The 22,639-nt window shown below is 40.0% G+C and carries 18 protein-coding genes; 7 read left to right on the plus strand and 11 right to left on the minus strand.

Going from position 1 to position 22,639, the window contains the following annotated elements:
• Positions 1-139: 139 nt before the first annotated feature.
• Positions 140-2,923 (plus strand): leucine--tRNA ligase, encoded by a 2,784-nt coding sequence (gene leuS, locus AACH28_RS24900; RefSeq protein ID WP_341831826.1) that lies wholly within the window; start codon positions 140-142, stop codon positions 2,921-2,923.
• Positions 2,924-2,977: 54 nt separating this feature from the next.
• Here leuS and AACH28_RS24905 read toward each other — a convergent pair whose 3' ends face one another.
• From AACH28_RS24905 to istA, 6 genes are all read right to left on the minus strand, one after another.
• Positions 2,978-3,259 carry a GNAT family N-acetyltransferase gene (locus AACH28_RS24905; RefSeq protein ID WP_070565582.1) on the minus strand — a complete coding sequence of 94 codons (282 nt, stop codon included), beginning with the start codon at positions 3,257-3,259 and terminating at the stop codon, positions 2,978-2,980.
• Positions 3,260-3,566: 307 nt separating this feature from the next.
• Positions 3,567-4,595: a tyrosine-type recombinase/integrase gene (locus AACH28_RS24910; protein ID WP_070568781.1), complete on the minus strand. Its 1,029-nt coding sequence runs from the start codon at positions 4,593-4,595 to the stop codon at positions 3,567-3,569.
• A complete protein-coding gene (locus tag AACH28_RS24915; protein WP_070568342.1) occupies positions 4,582-5,586 on the minus strand; it encodes a tyrosine-type recombinase/integrase in 1,005 nt (334 codons plus the stop codon). The genes AACH28_RS24910 and AACH28_RS24915 overlap by 14 nt, the downstream gene beginning before the upstream one ends.
• Complete coding sequence (locus AACH28_RS24920; protein ID WP_312339883.1) at positions 5,579-6,811, minus strand: tyrosine-type recombinase/integrase; 1,233 nt, start codon at positions 6,809-6,811, stop codon at positions 5,579-5,581. The genes AACH28_RS24915 and AACH28_RS24920 overlap by 8 nt, the downstream gene beginning before the upstream one ends.
• 123 nt (positions 6,812-6,934) lie before the next feature.
• Positions 6,935-7,651, minus strand: coding sequence for an IS21-like element helper ATPase IstB (istB, locus tag AACH28_RS24925; protein ID WP_313269545.1), 717 nt, complete (start codon positions 7,649-7,651; stop codon positions 6,935-6,937).
• 31 nt (positions 7,652-7,682) lie between these two features.
• The gene (gene istA, locus AACH28_RS24930; RefSeq protein ID WP_341831827.1) at positions 7,683-9,215 is read right to left on the minus strand and encodes an IS21 family transposase; all 1,533 of its coding nucleotides are present in this window, start codon (positions 9,213-9,215) and stop codon (positions 7,683-7,685) included.
• 147 nt (positions 9,216-9,362) lie between these two features.
• Here istA and AACH28_RS24935 point away from each other — a divergent pair, with 147 nt between their 5' ends.
• Entirely contained in the window at positions 9,363-10,988 is a 1,626-nt protein-coding gene (locus AACH28_RS24935) for an ISL3 family transposase (RefSeq protein ID WP_341833120.1), read from the plus strand.
• 571 nt (positions 10,989-11,559) lie between these two features.
• Complete coding sequence (locus AACH28_RS24940) at positions 11,560-11,985, plus strand: cold-shock protein (RefSeq protein ID WP_317665621.1); 426 nt, start codon at positions 11,560-11,562, stop codon at positions 11,983-11,985.
• 826 nt (positions 11,986-12,811) lie between these two features.
• Here AACH28_RS24940 and AACH28_RS24945 read toward each other — a convergent pair.
• The gene (locus AACH28_RS24945) at positions 12,812-12,997 is read right to left on the minus strand and encodes a hypothetical protein (RefSeq protein ID WP_088162164.1); all 186 of its coding nucleotides are present in this window, start codon (positions 12,995-12,997) and stop codon (positions 12,812-12,814) included.
• Between the two features lie 61 nt (positions 12,998-13,058).
• Here AACH28_RS24945 and AACH28_RS24950 point away from each other — a divergent pair, with 61 nt between their 5' ends.
• A complete protein-coding gene (locus AACH28_RS24950) occupies positions 13,059-13,640 on the plus strand; it encodes a TetR/AcrR family transcriptional regulator (protein ID WP_341831828.1) in 582 nt (193 codons plus the stop codon).
• Between the two features lie 34 nt (positions 13,641-13,674).
• Here the strand turns inward: AACH28_RS24950 and AACH28_RS24955 are convergent, their stop codons facing one another.
• Positions 13,675-14,520, minus strand: a complete 846-nt coding sequence (locus tag AACH28_RS24955; protein WP_341831829.1) for a metallophosphoesterase — start codon at positions 14,518-14,520, stop codon at positions 13,675-13,677.
• A gap of 9 nt (positions 14,521-14,529) precedes the next feature.
• The gene (locus AACH28_RS24960; RefSeq protein ID WP_336835992.1) at positions 14,530-15,030 is read right to left on the minus strand and encodes a GNAT family protein; all 501 of its coding nucleotides are present in this window, start codon (positions 15,028-15,030) and stop codon (positions 14,530-14,532) included.
• Positions 15,031-15,145: 115 nt separating this feature from the next.
• Here AACH28_RS24960 and AACH28_RS24965 point away from each other — a divergent pair, with 115 nt between their 5' ends.
• Positions 15,146-15,625, plus strand: coding sequence for an SRPBCC family protein (locus tag AACH28_RS24965; RefSeq protein ID WP_341831830.1), 480 nt, complete (start codon positions 15,146-15,148; stop codon positions 15,623-15,625).
• Positions 15,626-15,785: 160 nt separating this feature from the next.
• Here AACH28_RS24965 and AACH28_RS24970 read toward each other — a convergent pair whose 3' ends face one another.
• Positions 15,786-16,406, minus strand: a complete 621-nt coding sequence (locus AACH28_RS24970) for a hypothetical protein (RefSeq protein ID WP_341831831.1) — start codon at positions 16,404-16,406, stop codon at positions 15,786-15,788.
• A 607-nt stretch (positions 16,407-17,013) separates the two neighbouring features.
• On the opposite strand from AACH28_RS24970, the gene AACH28_RS24975 reads away from it, so the two are divergent.
• Complete coding sequence (locus AACH28_RS24975) at positions 17,014-17,253, plus strand: hypothetical protein (RefSeq protein ID WP_341831832.1); 240 nt, start codon at positions 17,014-17,016, stop codon at positions 17,251-17,253.
• Between the two features lie 842 nt (positions 17,254-18,095).
• On the opposite strand, the gene AACH28_RS24980 is transcribed toward AACH28_RS24975, so the two are convergent.
• Complete coding sequence (locus tag AACH28_RS24980) at positions 18,096-18,935, minus strand: DUF4846 domain-containing protein (protein ID WP_341831833.1); 840 nt, start codon at positions 18,933-18,935, stop codon at positions 18,096-18,098.
• A 165-nt stretch (positions 18,936-19,100) separates the two neighbouring features.
• Here AACH28_RS24980 and AACH28_RS24985 point away from each other — a divergent pair, with 165 nt between their 5' ends.
• Positions 19,101-22,523 carry a glycosyltransferase gene (locus tag AACH28_RS24985; protein ID WP_341831834.1) on the plus strand — a complete coding sequence of 1,141 codons (3,423 nt, stop codon included), beginning with the start codon at positions 19,101-19,103 and terminating at the stop codon, positions 22,521-22,523.
• The last annotated feature ends 116 nt before the right edge of the window (positions 22,524-22,639 follow it).

Below are 22,639 nucleotides of genomic sequence, written 5' to 3' on the forward strand. Positions count from 1 at the left end.
TCAATTCGAAGGCTGTTTTCTTCCTATGTTTAATTAACTTTTCAATACTATAATTTATTGTTCAAACTACAAAACTTTTATCACATTTCAGTATTAAAATCGTAATTTCGCAAGTCATAAAAATTCCTTACGAATAAAAATGGAGTATAATCACAAATCATTAGAGAAAAAGTGGCAGAAGTTTTGGGCGGATCATCAAACATATAAAACGTCCGATACGCATCAAAAGCCAAAATACTATGTATTGGATATGTTTCCTTATCCTTCCGGAGCGGGGCTGCACGTTGGTCACCCGCTGGGATATATTGCTTCGGACATCTTTTCAAGATATAAACGTTTGAAAGGTTTCAATGTATTGCATCCGATGGGATATGATTCTTTTGGACTTCCTGCAGAGCAATATGCCATTCAAACTGGTCAGCATCCTGCTGTTACGACTGAGGTAAATATCAATCGGTATCGTGAGCAAATGGATAACATTGGGTTCTCTTATGACTGGAGTAGAGAAGTACGTACTTCTGATCCGTCATACTACAAATGGACACAGTGGATTTTTATGAGATTGTTTGATTCTTGGTATAATAAAGAGTCAGATAAAGCTGAACCGATCGAAACATTAATCGCTAGGTTTGTTGCAAGTGGCTCTGCTGGCATTTTAGCAGTTTCCGATGAAGATGTCTTGGAATTCAGCGCTGATGAATGGAAATCTTTTGACGAAGAAAAACAACAACGGGAATTGTTGAAATATCGGATTGCTTATTTGCGTGAAAGTACAGTAAACTGGTGTGCCGCTTTAGGTACAGTGTTAGCGAACGACGAGGTAATCAACGGTGTCTCTGAACGTGGCGGTTATCCTGTGGAGCAAAAGAAGATGATGCAGTGGTCTATGCGTATTACGGCCTATGCGGATCGTTTGTTGAAAGGTTTAGATACAATTGATTGGCCAGAGCCTTTGGTTGAAATGCAACGGAACTGGATCGGGAAATCTGTAGGTGCCTCCGTGAAATTTCCCGTGCCACAATTAAATACAAACATTGAGGTATTCACTACACGTGTAGATACCCTATTTGGCGTTTCGTTTATCGTATTGGCTCCAGAGCATGAATTGGTGGCTGCATTGACTACACCTGAGCAGCAAGCTGAAGTGGATGCCTATATCGAGAAAACGGCGAAAAAATCTGAATTGGATCGTATGGCCGATACGAAAACAGTTTCTGGTGCTTTTACAGGTTCTTATGCTAAACATCCTGTTTCAGGACAAGATGTACAAATTTGGATTGCAGATTATGTACTTGCCGGTTATGGTACAGGTGCTGTAATGGCTGTTCCGAGTGGCGATCAACGTGACTATGTGTTTGCTAAACATTTTGCTCTTCCTATTATTCCTATTTCGGATACCCAACATATTGAAGAAGAAGCTGATCCTAATAAAGACGGGAAATATATCAATTCCGATTTTATCAATGGTATGACTTACCAAGAGGCGGTCCCTGCGTTGATTGCCAAATTGGAAGAATTAAAATTAGGTAAAGCAAAAATAAACTTCCGTATGCGTGACGCTATTTTTGGTCGTCAGCGTTATTGGGGAGAACCCGTTCCTGTCTACTTTAAAAATGGATTACCTTATTTAATTAAAGAAGAAGAATTACCGCTCTTATTGCCCGAAGTTGATAAATATTTACCGACAGAATCAGGAGAACCTCCTTTAGGAAGGGCAAAAGATTGGAAATATGAAGATCAATATGAGTATGAATTGAGTACGATGCCAGGATGGGCGGGCTCTTCATGGTATTGGTTTAGATATATGGATCCAAAAAATGAAGGTAATTTTGCGTCTAAAGAAGCAGTGGATTATTGGAAAGCCGTAGATTTATACATCGGTGGCTCTGAGCATGCTACTGGACACTTGTTATATTCGCGTTTTTGGAACAAGTTCTTGAAAGATTTGGGTTACCAAAATGAGGAAGAGCCATTCCGCAAATTGATTAATCAAGGTATGATTCAAGGGCGCTCTAATTTTGTGTATCGTGTACTCGATGACGAAGGGAGAGGTACAAATCAATTTGTGTCTTATGGATTAAGAAATGAATACAAAACTATTCCTTTACATGTAGACGTGAATATTGTTCATAATGATGTACTGGATTTGGAAAAATTCAAAAATTTCAGACCGGACTTTGCAAATGCTGAATTTGTATTGGAAAATGGGAAGTATATCTGCGGTAGTGAGGTGGAGAAAATGTCTAAATCCAAATTCAATGTGGTCAATCCTGATGATATTATCGAATCCTATGGAGCAGATACATTGCGTCTATACGAAATGTTTTTAGGGCCTTTGGAGCAGGCTAAGCCTTGGAATACAAATGGTATTGAAGGGGTTTATAAGTTCTTACGTAAAGTATGGCGACTGTTCCACGATGCTGAGGGTAATTTCAGTGTTTCCGATGAAGATCCATCCAAAGCAGAGTTTAAAGCCTTACATAAAATTATTAAAAAGGTGGAAGATGATATTGAGCGTTTCTCATTCAATACTTCTGTTTCAGCCTTTATGATCTGTGTCAATGAATTGACTGAGTTGAAATGCAATAAAAGACAGGTATTGGAACAGCTCGTCGTTATCCTTCAGCCTTATGCTCCACATATTACGGAAGAGTTGTGGGCGCTGTTGGGTAAAGAAGCTGGTACACTTTCTTACGCTTCATATCCTGTGTTCAAAGCTGAATATTTGGTTGAATCTGAATTTGCATATCCCGTATCTTTCAATGGAAAGATGAAATTCAATCTATCACTAGCGCTTGATTTAGATCAAAAAGCTGTAGAAGATACGATTAGAGCACATGCTGATGTACAACGGCATTTAGATGGGAAGGCGATCAAAAAGATTATTTTTGTCAAAGGAAAGATAATCAATATTGTGATTTAACCCACTCAATTAAGTATAAAAAAGCCGTTTTATCGACAGGATAAAACGGCTTTTTTATGCCAATACATCTTGAAAAGCTATTGTTTTATCAAAGATAGCTTTCGCATAGGGACAATTTGGGATAATTTTGGCATCGTTTTTTCGTGCATAGTCGACCGCCTCCAGTACCAATTTTTTTCCCACACTCATTCCCTGATATTCGTCGTAGACTTCTGTATGATCAATGGAAAACTCATGATCGTTTTGCCATGTATACTCTAAAATTCCGGCTTCATTATTTTCAACTTCTGCAATAAAATTGCCTCTTTCGTCCCTTTCGATGTTTCTTATTTCCATAGTTTTTTTAAAAATAACGTCCAAATGATCTTTTTGTTTTATGGAATTTTTCAATTTTGTGATCGATGCATATTCCGGGGATGTTGACCCCATTCCGTTGATACTGACCCCCTGATTTTGGTTCAAGGGTTTTTATCACCAATGACCTGACAATATTACCTTTTTTTTCTTAGACTTTCTCCTTTATTATGGAAAGCTTTCCATAATAAAGGCTATGACAACAATATGGATATGTAAAGTCCATTGAAAGGTACATTGATTCACAGAGCATTGCGTTACGGCTTTACATTTGGACTTTACATAATCGTTATTTCTTACCCAGCCCTTTCAGCCAAGTTATCAAGTTACTGTTATCGATCCATTCTCCGGTAACCTGGTTAGGTGTAAGGCATTCCGATGCCTGTTCTATAGCCTCTCTTTTCTGTTTTGAGTCGGCCCTTGCATATATCTCTGTGGTCTGGACCGAGGTATGCCCCAAAAGATCCCTTATCCAAACCAGATTTACACCAGATTGCAACAGGTGGATTGCGCGACTATGCCTTAACTGATGGCAACTGGTAACCTCGGGAATAAGATTAGAATCGTATATACGGGCCATATCTGCATATTTCTTTAAGATATAGGTTATACCGGCTCTGGTGAGTTTATTCCCCGCGCTATTACAAAAGATCGGTCTTTTTATATCAATCTCGTAGTCAACATTGTACCTTTCCATATACTTCTTGAGTATTACGACGACATGCTCAGAAAGCGGTACTATTCTCACTTTTCTTCCTTTTCCATATACCTTGATCGAGTATGGCTGATACTGTATTCGCATTGACTCTACCGTCAGGTCAGCCAGTTCCTGTACCCGACAACCTGTATCATACATCAAAGCAAGGACCGTAAGGTGTCTCAGCCCTTGATAAGATGCACTATCCGGTTGTTCAAGTAGAAGCTTTATTCCTTCTTTTGTAAAGTATACCGGGGTAGGATGTGCTTTTTTCAGATTTCCAATCTTCAGGACTTTTTGCCACTGATCCAGGTATTCGATGCTATCATACTGAAGATATGCTACAAAGGAATGTATCGCTGCCAATCTATTATTGCGCGTCGCAATACTGTTTCCCTGCCGCTCAATCAGCCATCGTAGATATTCAACCACATTATCCCTATTAATATCTGACAAAATCGCATTTTCAATCTTTATCTGTTTCTCATCCCTCAAGAAGGAAAAAAAGGAGACAAAACCATCGCGGTACGCGGATATGGTATTGGGGCTGACGTTTCGCTCGTGCGGAAGATACACACCAAGGAAACCTGTGATATATTTTGCTATGTTATTCGTTGCCATCTTTTTGGGGATATATAAATTCATTGAGGGAAATACACATTTCCAATAGTTCGGGATATTCGTTGCAGGTGAGTCTCACATATTCTTCGGTGGATGTAAGAGACTTGTGTCCCAGACAAGCAGCCAGTAATGGAAGGGCAGTGTACACATCAAGCCCTTTTCTTATCATTTTTGCAAGAGAATGCGTTGCCATGGTGTGTCTTATATCATGCACCCGAGGACCAAAGCATTCACCTTTATATGCAATTCCACATTTCGTATATACCTTTTTGAACCAGTTGTATGCGTTGGCGGAAGACACGGCTGTACCATTCAATTTAATGAAGAATGGACGTTCGCTATCAGTAACGCCTTTTACGGGGAGCATGCTCCTGTAATGTAAATATTTCAGAAGGGCCTCCTTTAAAGAGCTGCATATGGGAACCAGGCGTTCTTCTCCATTTTTAGTATTGCCCCAAGTGCCAACCCTTAATACATTCCTGTCGGGATCCACATCCTTGTTTCGCAGCGAGGTTGCTTCTGTGATTCTTAGGCCTGTACTATATAAAAGTCGAAAAAGACAGGGTAGGGATATAATTGGGTCATCTTTTCGATGGCTTCCTCGCTGAAGCCCGTCAGATTCCCGGAATATGGCCAGCATCTGCTCTTCAGTGAAGATATAGGGTACAAAACCACGATCGTTCGTACATTTTGGCAAAGGCATGATATATGATTTAACCCCGTGCTCATTCATGTATTTCGCCAGTTGGGCCAGACGGGAGCATTTTCCATAGAATGTTCTACTACAATCATTTTCCCTGGACTTTGCCCAGGCACCTATCAGATCTTTCGTGATAACTGGATTTGATAAACCATATATTATGGTGAACTCGTCAAACTCTTTGTAAGTCCATTTGGTTGATAGCACGGTGGACCCACAGGATTCTTTGATCCGGATCAGGGCTTTCATATAAGGAGCCAATACTCCCCGATAGTCAAATGGATCAGTCATAGAACCACCCTCCTCTCTGCGTATAAAAGCAATCGCTGGATTCCGGAACATCTAGTACGCATCCCAGCATATGTGACAGGTCTATCCGGACATAGGTTCTTGTTGTATCTGCTTCGGAGTGACCCAGTGTTTCCGATATAATTGAGATTGGCGTGGATTTGTCCAGCATTCTTTGCGCCAGACTGAATCTCAATGCATGCCCTCCATGATGCCTGTTCCCGAATTCGATTCCAGAAGACTTAAAAACAATTAAGATGGCTCCATGAACCGCTCCTCCATTAAGTGCCCCATATGGAGGACGACAACTTAAAAACACTTTGTCTGACATGGATTTTGGGCGTGCATACCGAACATAGTCGATAATGGCATTACCAACTATAGGTAAAAGTGGAAGTGTCAATGGATTTCCGGTCTTATATTGCACAAGCGTTATTTTATTGGTTTCCCAATTTATGTCGCTAAAACTCAAATTGGCTATATCCGAGACGCGCAGCCCTAGACGGGAGCATAATAATAGCATAGCATAGTTGCGTTTTCCAATATTGCTTGAACGGGAAATCGATGTCTCTATCTTCTGTACTTCATCTGGAGCATAGAACGAAGGGGCCTTTACACGCTTGATTTTTTTACCAAGTGATTTTAGCATATAGGAATAGTCCTTTGCAATTATATTTTCGCGGAAGAGAAATAATAGAAAGCGGCGCGTAGTATCAATATACTCCTTCTGTTGATATTCGCGACTCTCAACATACCTCACTATAGCTTCTTCGGTTATTCCCGAACGATTGTCTATTCCCAGTTCGAGTAGATATTCTATAAAGTTGCTCATTGTTTTTCTGTAACGCTGAAGTGTCTTCTTCTCATTTAAGCCCAGGGATTTCAAGTATTCAAGATACTGAATAGCGGCGGCGCCGATGTCACCCCGTAAGGGATGTTGTACCACATGCTGTCTTCTCCCTCCCAGATTGCTATCCAACAAAACATGGGTCAACACTTCAATACTTTTAATAAGGTCGCGATGATGGAATGTAACGTTGAAACCATCACGGCACGTCAGCATATATTCGTTGCCGACGTTTTCGTCGTAGTCAACCAAGCCTCTTGAGTGCATATAAACAAGGATGCCTTTCTTCCACAACCAATTATAGGTGTAGATACGACTGCCTGAATATCTGGCCTCTTTTAAAAGTTGGTTAGTACGTTCAATAAGATTTTGAATTTCCATAACTTTTACTATTTATGTTGATATATTGTAATATGCAACACTAACGTTATGGAAAGCAATTATGTGTAGTCGTATTAATAATTGGCTATAAATGAATTTTGAGAAGAGATCTGATAATGGACTTTACATATCCATATTGTTGTCATAGCCTTTAAGTTCAATCCTGTGAGACACATGGACAATTCTATCTAGTATTGCATCGGCAATAGTATCCTCACCGATTATATCATACCAACTTGCCACGGGTAATTGACTTGCTATGATGGTAGCCTTTCTGCCATGTCTGTCCTCAAAGATCTCCATGAGATCCAACCGTTGCTGTTGTTCCAGTCGCACAATACCGAAGTCATCCAGGATGAGAAGGTCCGTTTTGGCTAGTCTGTCCATAAGTTTTTGTAGGCTTCCTTCCAATCTTGCCATTTTTGAACGTTGCAATAGCTTCTGCAGATTGTAATAAGCCACTCTTTTTCCCTGTGCACAAGCCTTCAATCCGAAAGCGGAGGCCATAAAAGATTTTCCACAGCCAGCTGCCCCTGTGATAATGATTGGTTCGGCTTTCTCCATATAACCCCCAGTTGCAAGATCGGTAATAAGCGAGTGGTCAATACCTCGAGTGGCATCCATATTGATTTCTTCAATAGAGGCCTGATAGCGGAATGCAGCATTCTTTTTCAACCTGTCATAGCGTTTACTCTCACGATCATCGACTTCAGACTGCAAAAGCATCTCCAGCCCTTGCTCAAAGTTCAGTGTGCCATGTTGGCGTGTTTCTTTCATCGCTCTCCAATGTTGCTCCATGCCATTCAGACGAAGCATTTTTAGGTGTTTTTCAATGTTCATTTTATATCTATTTTATCATTTAATGGTTCTGTTAACTATAATAACCTGCACCTCTGATGTTGTTATGATGAGGCATTGGCATTTCATTTTCTTGAGGTTCATTCCATCCCGCCATACCGCTGGCCAGCATATTTCCAACCGATTTAGAACTGAACATGCTGTTTTCTACAGCCATGTTGCAGGCCTTATCGAACATGGCTGCGGAGTAAGTACGTTGCAAACGAAACAGCCCATCACAGGTACGGTAGAGCTGCTCGGGATAACGTCCCTTTTGATTGAATATCGCTATGATAAGCTGCTCGAATGAATGGGATATCTCAGAAGCTTTCTTGCGATATTTTTCAGGACTAATATCCATGTATTCACGATGACTGGACTCTAGATGTTCTGGGTTGGTGGTATATGAGTTTGGACGCAGGCTACGCTGATGTACAGCTACCTGATTGCCTTGCACAAAGATGTAGACCATACGATCAGTGTATACGACCTGCGCTTTTTTCCTGCGGTAGATATGCGGTACACTATAAGAGTGACGGTCGCGGCCCAAGTAAATATGGCCGTTGTCAGCCACTTTAAGCTCGGTATAGTGCTTCAGCTCAAAGCGGCTCGCAGGAAGTTTGCCCAATAGATGCTTTTCACTGCTGATAAAGCGTTCCTGACGGCAGTAACTGCGGTTTTGCATTCGTGTCTGGTTGAGCTTGTCTATGCACGAGGTAATGGCTTCATTGAGCGATTCCAGATCGAAGAACCTACGGTTGCGCAATCGTGCGAATACCTGTGTATAGACGATTTTGACATGGTTCTCAACAGCACTTTTGTCCCTTGGTTTTCCTGAGCGGGCAGGAACCACAACGGTATCGTAGTGATTGGCCAGATCTTCCATACTTCTGTTGATATCAGGTTCATAGCGGTCACTCCTGGTTACAGCCGACTTTAGATTATCCGGTACCAGTGCCTTGGGGACTCCGCCCAGGGACCACAGGCAATCATTCAGCGCTCCAATAAAATCAGGGATTGTTTGGCTACGCACAGCTTTTGCATAACAATAATTGGAATAAGGAAGACAGGCGACAAATACCTCGCAATTAATAAGCTCACCTGTCTGGATATCAATATAATGCAACTTCTTGCCGGAGAAGTCGATATAGAGCTTGTCTGCGGCTTCATGTTGCATTACCATGGTTCCTGAACGGGCAGAAACACTGAGCTGTGAAAAGTGATAACAGAACTGGGAGTAACCATACCCCTGGGCATAAGATACTTTGTATTCTTCCCAAAGCAGTTTACGCGTTACGCCAACTCTTTTAAGTTCTTTCTCCAGATGCGGCAAACGCTCTTTGAGATCCTCGAACCTGGGATCACGGTAGGCCGGATTACCTGAATGCAGCAGACCTTCCAGGACCGGGTCTTCCACAGACAGAATGTCGCTCATGTTCAACTTTGCCTCACCTATCTTAAAAAGATAGGACTTTACGGTATTCTTACTTATACTGAGACTGCGGGCTATCGCTTTGATGGCATAGCCCTGCTGGTGCAGCCTGATCATCTGTTTTATCTGACTCATGGGTCTGGTTTTTCCGGCCATTGGGTAATATCATTTTCCCAAAAATAAAACCAAAATCAGGACCCCCGCAAGGGGTCAATATCCGGTTCTTCCGCACTTTTGGTGGTAATACCATCATATTTGTCTTCAATTAGCGTTCATATTTTAATGAATGCATCAAAACTTGTTTTTTCGGACGATGGTGATAACTTTAGGATTATATCAGTAGATAACCAGCAAGATGTACTGGTAGTTTATGTGCAGAGTACTACCCGAAGTGCTGTCTGCCCAAACTGCTGCATCACTTCGAAAAGAATCCACAGCTATTACACCCGCAAGATCGCAGACCTTCCTGTCTTTGGTAAAACTTCCAGAATTATTCTTCGCTCTCGTAAATTTTATTGTCATCAAGACGAATGTCCGTTCAAAATATTCACCGAGAGGTTCGAGAGTCATTTCAGGCCATATAAACGGAGGACTGAGCGTCTGGAAAGTAAGATCAGACAACTTGGGCTTCTTGCCGGAGGAAGGCCTGCTCAGCGGATTTGTACCATATTGTCGATACCCACTAGCGATACGACTATACTACGGTTGATTGAAAAAAGCGATTTTTCACCAGCAAAAGGTGTAACCGCCATTGGCGTAGACGATTGGGCTTACAAAAAAAGGAAAAGTTACGGTAGTATTTTGGTCAATCTCCACACAGGGAAAGTGATAGATCTATTACCAGACCGTGAACAGGAGACATTGCGTAAATGGCTACAGGAACGTCCAGAGATTGAAGTAATGAGCCGGGATAGATACAGTAACTATCAAAAAGCAATTACTTTGGGTGCTCCCCAATCTATCCAGGTCACCGATCGTTGGCACTTGTTGAAAAATTTAAGTGAGGCGGTACAGAAAGTTTTGATTAGGCATTACAGCAAAGCCACAGCTTTGTTGGCCAATAAGCAGTTGCGGGTTGACGATCAACAAATAGCTGAAAATCAAAGCTCACTATCTGAAAACAGAAGCTCTCCGGATTCAGCTCATGGCGGGATCCGCTTAAAGCGGTTTGAGCAACTGAAGGAATTACAGAAAAAAGGATATTCCATACGTGCCATGGCACGGCATCTGTGCATGCACAGACAAACCGTCAAAAACTATCTGGACATGGAGACCTTGCCCCGGAAATCTCAATGCAAGATTAATCCGCTTGAAAAATTCTTTACGCATATAAAAAAGCGTATGGAGGAAGAGCCGAGCATATTGATCACCACATTGTGGCAGGAGCTCAGAACCCAAGGATATAAGGGAGCCTATTCAACTTTCTCAGAAGGCTTGAAATTCTATGGGATCCGAGTGGGCAAAAAAGCTGGGTTCACTAAAGAATTACCGAATCATGGTGCAGCAACTTTTAAACCATCATCAGCGGCGATATGGTTTCTGTCAGATCAACAAAATCTGTGGGATGACCAACGGAATATCATCCGCGAATTATGCAAATCCTCCAAAGAGCTGAATAAGACTTTTATCCTAGTGCAATCCTTCCGTAAAATAATGGCTGAGAAGTCGGGCGATACAAAATTGAGGGAGTGGATCGAGAAATCAAGCACCTCGGGACTAAAAGAAATAGCATCATTCGCAAAAGGACTGCTCGCCGATTGCCCCGCTGTTGAAAATGCGCTCACCTTACCATGGAGTAATGGTCCCGTGGAAGGAAACGTGAACCGACTGAAAATGATTAAGAGGCAGATGTATGGTAGAGCGGGGTTTGACTTATTGAGGAAACGTGTATTATACGCTCCGTCTTGACCACCAAAAGTGGGGAAGAACCAATATCCTCCGGAATACTGAACTCCCAATAATATCAGAGGGGTCAGCATGCTCCAGAATAATAATCGTCAAAACAGAAATTAATCCGCAAAGGGGTCAATATGCCCCGGAATATATAGCTGTTCTGAACAAAAGAGGGGTCAGTATCTGACGGAATGCCATGCGATAACAACGATTAAACAAACACGACATACCTAAACTAACTCCGGAATCAGGGGGTCAGCATGCTCCGGTCTATGCAATCGAAATAAATCTTGTTTAAAAAGATCGAAAGATCAATGGGCTTCAGGTAACTGACTGTTATCAGGGGCCATTGTACGCGACTAGGTTTAGACAAAAATTTATGAACTGGGTATTCGTGTTTAAAGTCGAAGAAACGAATCGGTTCCAGATTAAGATCTCTTGGTACAGGATCGCTAACTATCCCTTTTTTAAAGAATTTTTTGTACCTTTGCAATTATCTCCTTAGAACACATCGCATTTTTATCTTTTCAACGAAGCTCTAAAGGTCCGTAACCTCCTCGGGAACATTTATTTTAATCCATATTGAATGAGCAAAAGCCAAATTACATTTAACAAAAAAGAACGAGAAAAAAAGAAACTACTCAAAAAACAACAAAAAATTGAGAAAAAAGAATTCAACAAAACAAACAACGACAAGGGGAAATCTTTGGAAGAATTGTTTGCTTATGTTGATGAACATGGGAATATTTCAGACAGACCTGCGATAAAATTGAAAGAAGGGGAGAGTCCAAGCATGGCCTCAAATCATCATGACGAGTATTCCTTCGGAAAAGTTGTCCATTACAATAACGACTCCAACTATGGGTTTATTAGAGACAACGAAACTCAGCAATCTATTTATTTCAATGACCGTCTTGCTGGACATAAATTGAACCTGAATCAGAAAGTGAAGTTTAAATTTAAAAGTGCTAAACAAGGAGCTCAAGTCACTGAAGTCTTGATCGAGTATTAGCTAAAAAAGTACTCTTAATCGAGTATTGATGATTATAAGGCCTTTTGTTTGATGTCAGGGTATTTGGAGTCAAACAAAGGTTTTTTACATTTATCTGAATGCCTGCTTTCCCGTTAATGGTATTCTTTATAAGAGAGGCTTCCCGCAGTTTCAGCGTTTAAATCGCGTTCATTAATCGCTCTTCAGAGCGAAAAGAGTTTTTCCCTACCGGTATAATTTCACGATTACCTTTATAGAAAAAGTTCAATTTTTAGAATTCCCCTTTATTTTGAATATGTCGCTGATCTAATTTTGATGTGATGTGTATACTTTTTACGTGATGTGTATACTTTTTATATGGTCCTTCTGGAGTCACCCTTGTAGTTTTGTGATATTTTGCCTTAAATGCTGTTGGTTCTAAGTTATCTTCTAAGAATTTATGAGGTAAATATCTGCTTATTGTTCCTCTCTTGTATAAGTTGATGATTTTTTTTGATATAGAAGGATTGATGGAAACAGAAATAAAATAACCCTCCAGCAAAGTAAGCTACGACGTCAGCAATATCTCCAGTATTATAAGTGGTATATTGAGGCATGATCCATTCAAAAAGTAAGGCGGTAAAGAATGAAATTATCCAGATTTGGTAAAGCGGATAACCATGGGCTCTGCCATTGTTGAATACATGACTACCCACGATAGATGAACAATGGATAATGATCGGTACAAAAACGAAATCAGTCAGCCAGTCGTTCAGGAAGGGGATAGGGAAATGATTAGCCCGAGTAAATCGAATAAAGAACCAACAAAACCAGTAGAAGATAAATAAGCCGTCAAACAGCTCCTTACTTAATGAGCGAAGGAGATGGCGATTAACATTGCTATAGCACCACATGCCATTAAAGTTAGAAACATAAAGAAAGCAGTCTGTTTACCGAATTTCTTCCAAGAACTGTCGTTTGGATGAGCTGGGATTAAAGTTTGTTTTAATTCGATGTATTGCCTTTTTAGCCAATTTCCCGTTGATTTTTCCATGTATATGATCTTATTTTTAGTTCATGATGCAAAATTAGAACAATTGTTCTAATTTTGCATCATGAATACGAAAGAAAAAATTATTGTGGGTGCGTTGAAGCTTTATAATCGTGATGGTATACGTACGGTAACAACGCGTCAAATTGCTCAGGAACTGAATATAAGTGCCGGTAATCTTCATTATCATTTTAAACATACCGAGGATATTATTTTTCAACTTTTCCAATTATTGCAAAATGAGTATGAAAAGATGATTTTGAAGCCTGAAGATGATGCAAGCACATTTCGCCAGGTGCTGGATAGTTTTATTGATGGCTCTTATGCGCTGATATCGAAATACAGGTTTATTTTTGAGAATTTTGCTGAAATTTGCAACTGGATCCCCAGTATTGCAGAAGCTTACAGAAATTTGGTGGCACAGCGTGAAGAGCAACTTGTCTCTCTATTTTTGTATTACGCTGAGTTAGGCATGTTTCGTTCTGATATACCTTTGGTAAATTTACAGGGGTTCGTGCGCCAACTTTTTATCATTTCAGATTTTTGGAGCTCAAGCTATGCTGTTTTGGGTGCACACCAAAATGGAAATCCACTGGAAGATTATAGACAGACGATTCATACGGCCTTTTATCCATATCTTGTTTAAAGGAACGGGGCAAATTGAATCGCTCCTTGGATTGTTATTCTTTCCTTAATGTGAAAATGGTAACCTCGGGTCGGGCGTTGAATCTGATGGGAATGCTGTGTCCCAGTCCGCGGTTGATATATAATGTTCTGTCTCCGCTTATTTTCTTGATTCCTTGATCGTAGTTTTTATTTTTTACGGGAATAATCGGGGAGCCCCAAAAAGGAATTCTTACTTGGCCAGCATGTGTGTGTCCTGCCAGGATCCAGCCATTGTATCTATTCCAGCCGTCGAGGTATGCGGCATCCGGATTATGACATAATACTAAACTGGCTTGAGATTGATCGTAGTCTTTCATGGCCTTTACAAGGTCAAAGTTTGTTCCCCAAAAGTCCTCTATACCGAATATTCTTAACCCCTGGGTTATTACGCTTTCATTTCTCAATACTTTTATCGAATATCCATGGAGTAGGCTAACGATTGAATCTGCTGCCGCACTGTCTCGAAAATTTTTTCCATAGTCATGATTGCCTAGAATTGCCAATGTTTGAAGTTTGCCTTTTGGGGCATCTTGCATGACTTCATTGAGTTGTTCTAAGGGGATTTTATTGTTAACAAGACGTACAAAATCGCCGGTGTATACCACGATATCGGGCTTTAATGCTCCGATTTCCCGAAAGGTTCTTTTTATAAAATCTTTATCCACATAGTTGCCGATATGGATGTCCGAGATCTGGATCAATGATTTTCCTTCCAATGCTTCGGGTAAATGTTTTACAGTTAGATTGATCTGCTCATATTTTACCCAATGTGGCTCGATTTTCCAGCTGTAAAAACCGAGCAATGCACCCATTACGAATAAACATATTGCTATATGCTTTAATTTTCGCTTATTTTTCATAGCGTTAAATTAACTTTTCCAGTCAGATTTGCTAATCTTCATATTGAGGCTTTTCCAGGTTTCGTTGCCAATTTTTACTTCCGAAATCATATTTTCGTTAATTCGAAAACCTACGGCTTCATAACATCGGATTGCATTGTGATTCCAGTCATAAACGTTTAAATCAGCTATTTCATAATTACCTTCAATAAAAAGCCGCCTGAGTAGTGTGTTCACAGTGCTCTTGCCGTAACCTTTATTTCGTTCCGAATTTTTTGCGATCAGAATACGGCAAAGTCTTGGAATATCCCGTTCGAAGCTTAATTCGCAGTGGCCGATAATTTCTTTGGTTGCTGTATCGATTATTTTAAAGGCTTGTCGTTTCGGATCTTGAATGTATTTTTCAAGTTGGTTATCAGTAAGCGGAAACGAAAAATACGGTCCTGCAAACTGTAATAGTTCCTCTGCTGATCGAATCCATGATTTAAAAAGCGGGAAATCTGATTTTTCGAATTGAAGTAGTGTTATCATGATTATTGTTTAGTTGCCATGCGAACGGCAAATCAATTTAGAAAATTCTCGTGCCCGATCCTAAGGAAATTACTGAATTTTACGAAATTCGTGCGAAATATATTGAAAGAGCAATATGCCGCAGCTTATTTTAGATACAATTATAGAAGCTCCTTTATCGGTTGTTTTTGATTTGGCACGTAGTATTGATCTGCATATGTATTCGACAAAGAAAACTGGAGAGAAGGCAATTGATGGGGTGACGTCGGGATTAATCGAGGCAGGTCAGCAGGTGCGCTGGCGCGCAAGGCATCTTGGAGTAAAGCAAACATTGACTGTGCAGATAACAGCGATGGAAAAACCTCATTTTTTCGAAGATCGAATGACTCAAGGAGTGTTTCATTCGATGGATCACCAGCATATTTTCAAGGAACTGGAACATGGTAAAGTATTAATGCGCGATGTGTTCAATTTTAAGGCTCCGCTCGGGGTTCTGGGAAGGCTTGTGGAATGGCTATTTTTAACCCGATACATGCTGCGCTTTCTTGAAGAAAGAAATCAGGTGATCAAAGAAGTTGCCGAGTCGGGTAAATACCGGCTGTATCTTCCAGTCTAGTTTCCTTCGGAAATAAGCGATAGGTTGTAGGTGTCGACTTTCAATTTTCGCGAGAAACATTGGGGTAAATTTTTCAACTAGATCACATTTAGCAGTTCAATAAGCGATGATGTTGGGATGCTCCACTTTTTCGCTGAATTATCTGAAAACTCGTATGTGTTTAATGGTTTCTAGCAACAACAACTATCGTTGGATTTTCTTTCCGAAGTTGCTCCTGTAAGAAATCAAAAGCTCCTTTCTGATTCATGGTGACCTGATAAATTTTATTGAATTCATTATAGAAATAGATGCGATAGCTGTTGGGCCCGCGGTAGTTTCTGATGATTTTTGTTTCAATGCGATGAATTTGACTAATTGGGATCTGTTTGTTTCCAATGAATGGGAAAAATAAAATTTCATTTTCACAAAAAAGATATGGGGCGATAGCTGAAAAGATGCGGACCAGTCGTCTGCTATATTGTTGGTAGATGTCAAGATCATCGTCGTTTAGTTGTTGCAGTGCATGGATGAATTTTTGGTTTTTAATGTAAGCTATCCAACTCAACAGGCCGAACGCAAAGCCTAGATAAACGAAAAGAAAGGATAGGGTAGGGAGTGATTTTGAAAAAAACGACAGCCTGTCTTCACTGTCCGACCATTTCTGAAAAAAAGCCACCAGAAAAAATCCGTAACAAAAAACGAACATCGCGAGGAAGATGCCAATGATCACATTGCGGGTTTTCCTGATTTTTATAAGTTCTGTTTTTAAAAATGATCTCAATACAGAGGGGTCGTTACGCATGGTTTGTTTGGAAAACTTAAATATAATAAAAGAGTTTGTTTTGTTCTGTGTGAATTTGATTTTAATGGATTTGGGTAGTTTTAGTTGTAATGTTTTACTTAAGGTTATTGTATTTATTTAGCTGTATTAAATCTTCTTATTGATTTATTTCGTTGTTTTTTGACGCTGTTGAGTATACCGAATGGGGTATCTGACCCATCAAATTCGAGTGCGGTCCCGATGCTGTAAATGTTGTTTTAAGCTCGTTTGTGCCTCTCTTTTTCCTGAGTAGCCATGCCCTGCTCAACTCGGAGATGATGTCTTAAATTGATTAAAAGAGGGCTAGAATTAAGTCGGGTGATTTGGATGGTTGGGCTCGGTCGCCGCAGATCGATTCCGGTGGGAGTTGTGTGTCTATGTAGCGGACAAGTTTTTATATCATCCTATAATTTTGCTGAAAGGTTGTTATTAATCGTTCTAAGCAATTTTATGCAAATTGTGAGTAGATGGGCGATTGCGAAGAGATGTTGTCTCAGATCGGATTAAAATGGTGTTAAATCCGGTATTTACTTATACTTAATGAAGTGGTCTTACAAATGAACTTGCTTTGGGTGTCGAAACGTTTCGCATGATGTTGGGAGAAGCATTAGAAAAAGTAGTAACGTACATGTTCGCGCTCTGCTGGATGGATGCTCTTTTGGGTGGGTGGCCATCTTTAATGGCGGGAACTGTGACCGATGCCATTTTTCAAGTCATTCAATTTTTCAAATTGTCCAATGTACAGGAAGAATTTAAAGATTTGTTGCGCCTTGTATTTTTTTTGTCCGGCACTGGAGGGAATGCCCGCTTTCGCGTTATCCATGAATAGCAGAAAAGGCATGGATAAAATTTTATCCACACTTTTTCTGCTATAAAAACAAAGCTTTTTAAACCGTTTTACATGTGTTTTATTTATTTATATAAAGTCTTTAATGTGTTGTTGTGTAGATGTTAATTTGTATTTTTTTTGATTTTTTATTGTAAGCTGGGAAATTGTATGAAAATGGTGTGATAGTCAGGAAATGATCCATATTTTTTGGGTTTAACCCAAAGGAAAGACGTCAAAAAAAGGAGCATTGTTACCTTGGTATAGGCTGACAAAAGCCTATTTCCTTGTTTTATCGAGCGGATTAAATTAAAAGGGAGGGTTACTTTCAGGGAGTTATATCGAGTTTGGTGGTGACCTTATTACAAGTTTAGAAATGGTCCTAGGATCATCCTATTTCGCGTAATTTCAATGATTTGAATAATTGAATGGCGGGACGCTTAAATGCGATACATTTTAATATTTTATAATTTTTATATTGCTTTTAATCAGTTGTATTATGTGGATTATGTGAATGTGTGGTGTTATACGAAAAAAGCGAATTTTACGTCTTCCGAATTATTTTCAAAATGGTACTCAATAGAAAAAATGAAGGTAGAAGCTGAAGAATTAGCCTGTTAGTCCAAGGAATTACCTATGGTTTTATCAGGGTTGATATGGCTTTTTGTTAATAGGATTTTCCCTTTAATCAGGTCGTCGTTGAATTGGCCGACCGTTGTTTTTTGAAGCATTTCCGATAGGTTATTGCGTATGCTTTTGAACTCATGGTGAAAGGGTCAGGGGTACTTTTCGAAACAGAATTTAATCATCCGCTCAATTTTAATGAGCGGATTGTTCATTGCAGACTATGGCCAAGTTTTGAGGTTTTTAGGATAAAATGTCCATTCAGGGGTTTTTATAATATCCTGGTCTATATCGTACCAAGGATTAAGCGTGCTGTTGTTCCAATTGTTTAAAATCTGTATTTCTTGAGCTGGCATGTAGCTTTGTGCGAGGAGTACGATTGTTTTTCCAGTACTGTCCTTGGCGAGATCAACTACAATGATTGCGTGGCCAATGGGTGATCCTTTCTGGATAAAAGTATCTCCAATCTTAACTTCCTGAGTCGTTTTTACATTGGGCAGCTCATCGTGTAAAGAGGCTGTGTTGGCATAGGCAAACACATATTCCAGGTATTTCCAATAGGTTGGGTAGGAATAGTCTCCTTTTGCATAGTTTGTATAAGCGCGGGGTTTGCTATCGGAAAGGAAGTTGAATTTGATGTCCTTATACCGCTTTTGTTGGTATAAGTAATCTGCCCTGAGCCGCATGACAGCATCGGCGCATTGGTGTAAATCGCGCTTTCCTATATCTAGTTTCACAACACTGTTGTAGATGTTATTTCTAGGTTTAATTTTTCCATCATAATAATGTACTTCCTGGTCGATGGGGTATAATGGAAGATTTTCGAGAAAATTTCCAAATTCTTCGACCCGGTAGGCAGGCCTTTTAAAGCCTTTTGGTAACAAAATGCGCGATTTGATCGTCATCCCATCGGGGTTGATAAACTGGTTCCCGTCAGGTGCTATTGACTCAGTAGTTGCCGGATTCAAAGTTTTGTTATTAGGTGCAGCAACATTTGGCTGCCCACATCCACTGAAAACCTGACACGAGAGGAGTGGAATGAGTACATATATCGATCTCATATAAAAGTTTCTGAGCTAGTGTATTGCGTTTCATCGAATATACTTAAATTTAGATAGAATTCGAAGTGTGAATCGTCTGAAAAAATTAAGGAATTTTTAAGCTATTCATCCACTTTTTGGATCATTTTCTGATGTAGCTTAGCCGAAGTTAATAAGAATACGATTATGTCAGGAAAACAGATTTTTCAGACGTCAAGCAAAAAGCGCTGGTACGCTTTTTCATGGATGAGCAGAGCGTTGGTGATCGGTTTGATCATTGGTGTTATCTGTGTGGTTTATACATTGGGAAAGATTCAGATTCCTCCTTTTCCAACAATTAATACCAACACAGCATTGACTGAAAAGTCCACCGCCAGATTAAAAAAATCCAAACAATTTAAGGAGTTTACCATTGTAAAATCCGAATTAGAGAAGATTAAACGCGATCGCGAGCTGATGCATTTGAAACATATTGGTAGCAAAGATAGAATCAATATGGGGTTTTATGTCAGTTCTTGGTCTAATGAAGTCCGAGAGCAGTCTTTATCGGATCTACGCCGCAATATTGGTCATTTGGATATGGTTGCTATGGAATCCTTTTTTACTGTGCCTAATCAAGATACAGTAGTGGATAAAGCAGATACTGCTGCACTTAAGGTCATTCATCAATATAAGCGCAAAGCTATTGCACAGATTTCCAATTTCAGTGGTAATGACTTTGACGGGCAGACTGTAAAGGCTATTTTACTTAATCCGGATAAACAACAGCGTTTTATAGACGACATCCTTCTTAAAGTGAAGCGCAATGGCTTTGCTGGCATAAATATTGACTTTGAGAATTTACAGTTGGATGATCACAAGCCATTAAACGATTTTATGGCGCATATCTATACTGTATTTCATACGGAGGGCCTACTTGTCACACAGGATATCTCACCTGAAAATGATGATTACGATCCCATTGCCTTACAAAAATACAACGACTATATTATTTTGATGGCTTATGATCAACATTCCATTGAAAGTAATGCCGGCGCCATTTCACATCAGGCATGGGTCGAAAAAAATCTCGATGAACTTTGCAATAAGATCGATGCAGACAAGGTGATTCTGGCTTTGGCCTGTTATGGATATGATTGGCCAAAAGGCAGTGTCGGCAAGACATTGACTTATGATAATGCTGTTATTTTGGCGCATAATTACAATGCTAAGATTACTTTTGATCCCGAATCTGCAAATCTCAACTTTAGCTATAAAGATGGGGCAGGGATGCATCATGATGTGTATTTTACAGACGCTGCAACCTATTTTAATCTTATCCGCAAAGCAGATGACTGGGGGCTAGCTGGTATTGCACTTTGGCGTTTAGGAAGTGAAGACTCCCGTTTATGGTCATTTATTTCGAGATCATTGGACCGAGAAAATCTGCAAAAAGAACCTTTTGACTTTAGAAAGATAAGCCAGATCAATGTCGGTGGTATTCAATATATTGGGGATGGGGAAATTTTGGACTTGGTCAATACTCCCGCTCCGGGAGAGGTGAAATTCACTTACGACCCATCAACGCTTATGGTTCAGAATCAGGAGTATGTAAAGACGCCAAGTAATTATGTAATCAAACGCTTTGGAGAAAAAGATAATACTGTGGTCCTGACCTTTGACGACGGTCCCGATCCTACGTATACACCACAAGTATTGGATATCTTAAAAAAGGAACATGTTCCCGGAGCTTTCTTTCTTGTTGGTGTTATGGCTGAGAAAAATATGGATCTGGTTCGGAGAGAATATCAAGAAGGACATGAACTCGGTAACCATACCTTTTTTCATCCTGATATGTCTACAATAGGGCCGAATCGCGTTAAGTTTGAACTGAATGCCACCCGAAAGATCATCGAATGCATAATCGGTCATAGTACAATTCTTTTCAGGGCTCCCTTTAATGCTGATGCCGAGCCACAGACTGTTGCTGAAATTCTGCCTGTTGCTCAGAGCCGGAAAGAGAACTACATCAATATCGGCGAGTATATTGATCCCAACGACTGGTTACCTGGTCGTACTGCAGATGAAATCTATAATGAAGTCATAAAACAACGCGATAATGGAAACATTATTCTATTACATGATGCCGGAGGCAATCGAGAAGCGACTATAGCCGCCTTGCCGCGTATTATTCATTATTTTAAATCTCATGGTTATAAATTTGCGACGATTGGAGATTTAATGGGGAAAAAACGTGATGAACTGATGCCTCCTGTAGAAAATGCTTCCGATTCGGGATTTAGTGGATCTTCCAACCGCTTGTTCTTAGGAACATTGTTTTACGGTAACATCTTCCTTAACTTGGTTTTTTCCATTGCAATTGTATTGGCAATTTTTAGAACAGCAATGATTGCTTATCTGGCAATCCGACAAAAACAAAAAAGTAAAAAAGAGCGATCTCAATTGGTTGTGGAGCCTCGTGAAAAGGTAAGTGTGATCATTCCTGCCTATAATGAGGAAATAACAGTGTTGGCAACGATAAAAAGCCTGTTGAATTTGGATTACCCCAATTATGAATTGATTTTTGTTGATGATGGATCAAAAGACAAGACTTTTGAGATTGTCAGTAAGGTGTATGGCGATCATCCTAAGGTAAGGTTATTTACAAAACCAAATGGGGGGAAAGCGTCTGCGCTTAACTATGGTATCCAACAATCCGAAGCACAGTTTGTGCTTTGTATCGATGCCGATACACAACTGAAAACAGATGCGTTAAAACAGTTGATGAAATATTTCAATAAACCTCAGGTCGCTGCTGTTGCGGGTAGTGTTAAAGTGGGAAATGTGCATAATATATTAACACATTGGCAATCGATCGAATATATCACCTCACAGAATATGGATCGGAGAGCGTTCGATTTGCTCAATATGATATCGGTCGTACCAGGAGCAATTGGGGCCTTCCGTAGAGCTGTTATTTTGGAAGTGGGTGGATTTACTACGGATACCTTAGCGGAAGATTGTGATTTAACCATGCGCATATTAAGAGCGGGTTATACCGTGCGAAATTCATCTGAAGCAATCGCTTATACGGAAGCACCGGATACGGTCAAAATGCTCTTCAAGCAACGTTTCCGTTGGAGTTTTGGTGTGTTGCAGAGTTTTTGGAAAAATAAACAGACCCTGTTGAATCCCAAATATGGCTATTTTGGTATGGTCGGAATGCCTAATATTCTGATTTTTCAGATTATACTGCCTTTATTTGCTCCCTTGGCCGATATTTTTATGTTATTCTCTCTCGTGAGTGGTCTTTTCTCCTTAAGCGAGGTAAATGGTATCAGCTGGACAGGAATTGCAGGATTATTTTCACTGCATAACGGTTTTGGTCAAGTGATGTTTTATTACTTCCTTTTTGTACTCGTGGATATGTTCTTTGCAGGTATTGCCTTTAAAATGGAAGGCGAGAAGCTTAGCAATTTAATTTATTTGTTTCCGCAGCGTTTTTTCTGGCGTCAACTGATGTACTTCGTTTTATTCAAGTCTGTCAGAAAAGCGATTAAAGGTGAATTAAACACTTGGGGTACTTTGAAACGGACAGGGGGAGTAAAGCAGGTAATAACAAATGAATAAGAAGCCCGTAACAACAAGTGAATAAAAAGGAGGCACGTGCATGAGCTAAACGATAGCGATCCAATGTGGTTACTCTGTGGGATCCTACACGAGGATCACTATCGCCAGCTCGCCAA

Source organism: Sphingobacterium thalpophilum (assembly GCF_038396785.1).
GTDB lineage: Bacteria > Bacteroidota > Bacteroidia > Sphingobacteriales > Sphingobacteriaceae > Sphingobacterium > Sphingobacterium thalpophilum_A.

Excerpts from the sequence above, each read along its gene's own strand:
- AACH28_RS24905 (WP_070565582.1), bottom strand. The coding sequence starts at position 3,259 with ATGGAAATAAGAAACATCGAAAGGGACGAAAGAGGCAATTTTATTGCA.
- AACH28_RS24910 (WP_070568781.1), bottom strand. The coding sequence starts at position 4,595 with ATGGCAACGAATAACATAGCAAAATATATCACAGGTTTCCTTGGTGTG.
- AACH28_RS24980 (WP_341831833.1), bottom strand. The coding sequence starts at position 18,935 with ATGAGATCGATATATGTACTCATTCCACTCCTCTCGTGTCAGGTTTTC.
- AACH28_RS24960 (WP_336835992.1), bottom strand. The coding sequence starts at position 15,030 with ATGATAACACTACTTCAATTCGAAAAATCAGATTTCCCGCTTTTTAAA.
- AACH28_RS24915 (WP_070568342.1), bottom strand. The coding sequence starts at position 5,586 with ATGACTGATCCATTTGACTATCGGGGAGTATTGGCTCCTTATATGAAA.
- AACH28_RS24955 (WP_341831829.1), bottom strand. The coding sequence starts at position 14,520 with ATGAAAAATAAGCGAAAATTAAAGCATATAGCAATATGTTTATTCGTA.
- istA (WP_341831827.1), bottom strand. The coding sequence starts at position 9,215 with ATGAGTCAGATAAAACAGATGATCAGGCTGCACCAGCAGGGCTATGCC.
- AACH28_RS24970 (WP_341831831.1), bottom strand. The coding sequence starts at position 16,406 with ATGCGTAACGACCCCTCTGTATTGAGATCATTTTTAAAAACAGAACTT.
- AACH28_RS24945 (WP_088162164.1), bottom strand. The coding sequence starts at position 12,997 with ATGGAAAAATCAACGGGAAATTGGCTAAAAAGGCAATACATCGAATTA.
- AACH28_RS24940 (WP_317665621.1), top strand. The coding sequence starts at position 11,560 with ATGAGCAAAAGCCAAATTACATTTAACAAAAAAGAACGAGAAAAAAAG.
- istB (WP_313269545.1), bottom strand. The coding sequence starts at position 7,651 with ATGAACATTGAAAAACACCTAAAAATGCTTCGTCTGAATGGCATGGAG.
- AACH28_RS24975 (WP_341831832.1), top strand. The coding sequence starts at position 17,014 with ATGATGTTGGGAGAAGCATTAGAAAAAGTAGTAACGTACATGTTCGCG.
- AACH28_RS24935 (WP_341833120.1), top strand. The coding sequence starts at position 9,363 with ATGAATGCATCAAAACTTGTTTTTTCGGACGATGGTGATAACTTTAGG.
- AACH28_RS24920 (WP_312339883.1), bottom strand. The coding sequence starts at position 6,811 with ATGGAAATTCAAAATCTTATTGAACGTACTAACCAACTTTTAAAAGAG.
- AACH28_RS24985 (WP_341831834.1), top strand. The coding sequence starts at position 19,101 with ATGTCAGGAAAACAGATTTTTCAGACGTCAAGCAAAAAGCGCTGGTAC.
- AACH28_RS24950 (WP_341831828.1), top strand. The coding sequence starts at position 13,059 with ATGAATACGAAAGAAAAAATTATTGTGGGTGCGTTGAAGCTTTATAAT.
- AACH28_RS24965 (WP_341831830.1), top strand. The coding sequence starts at position 15,146 with ATGCCGCAGCTTATTTTAGATACAATTATAGAAGCTCCTTTATCGGTT.
- leuS (WP_341831826.1), top strand. The coding sequence starts at position 140 with ATGGAGTATAATCACAAATCATTAGAGAAAAAGTGGCAGAAGTTTTGG.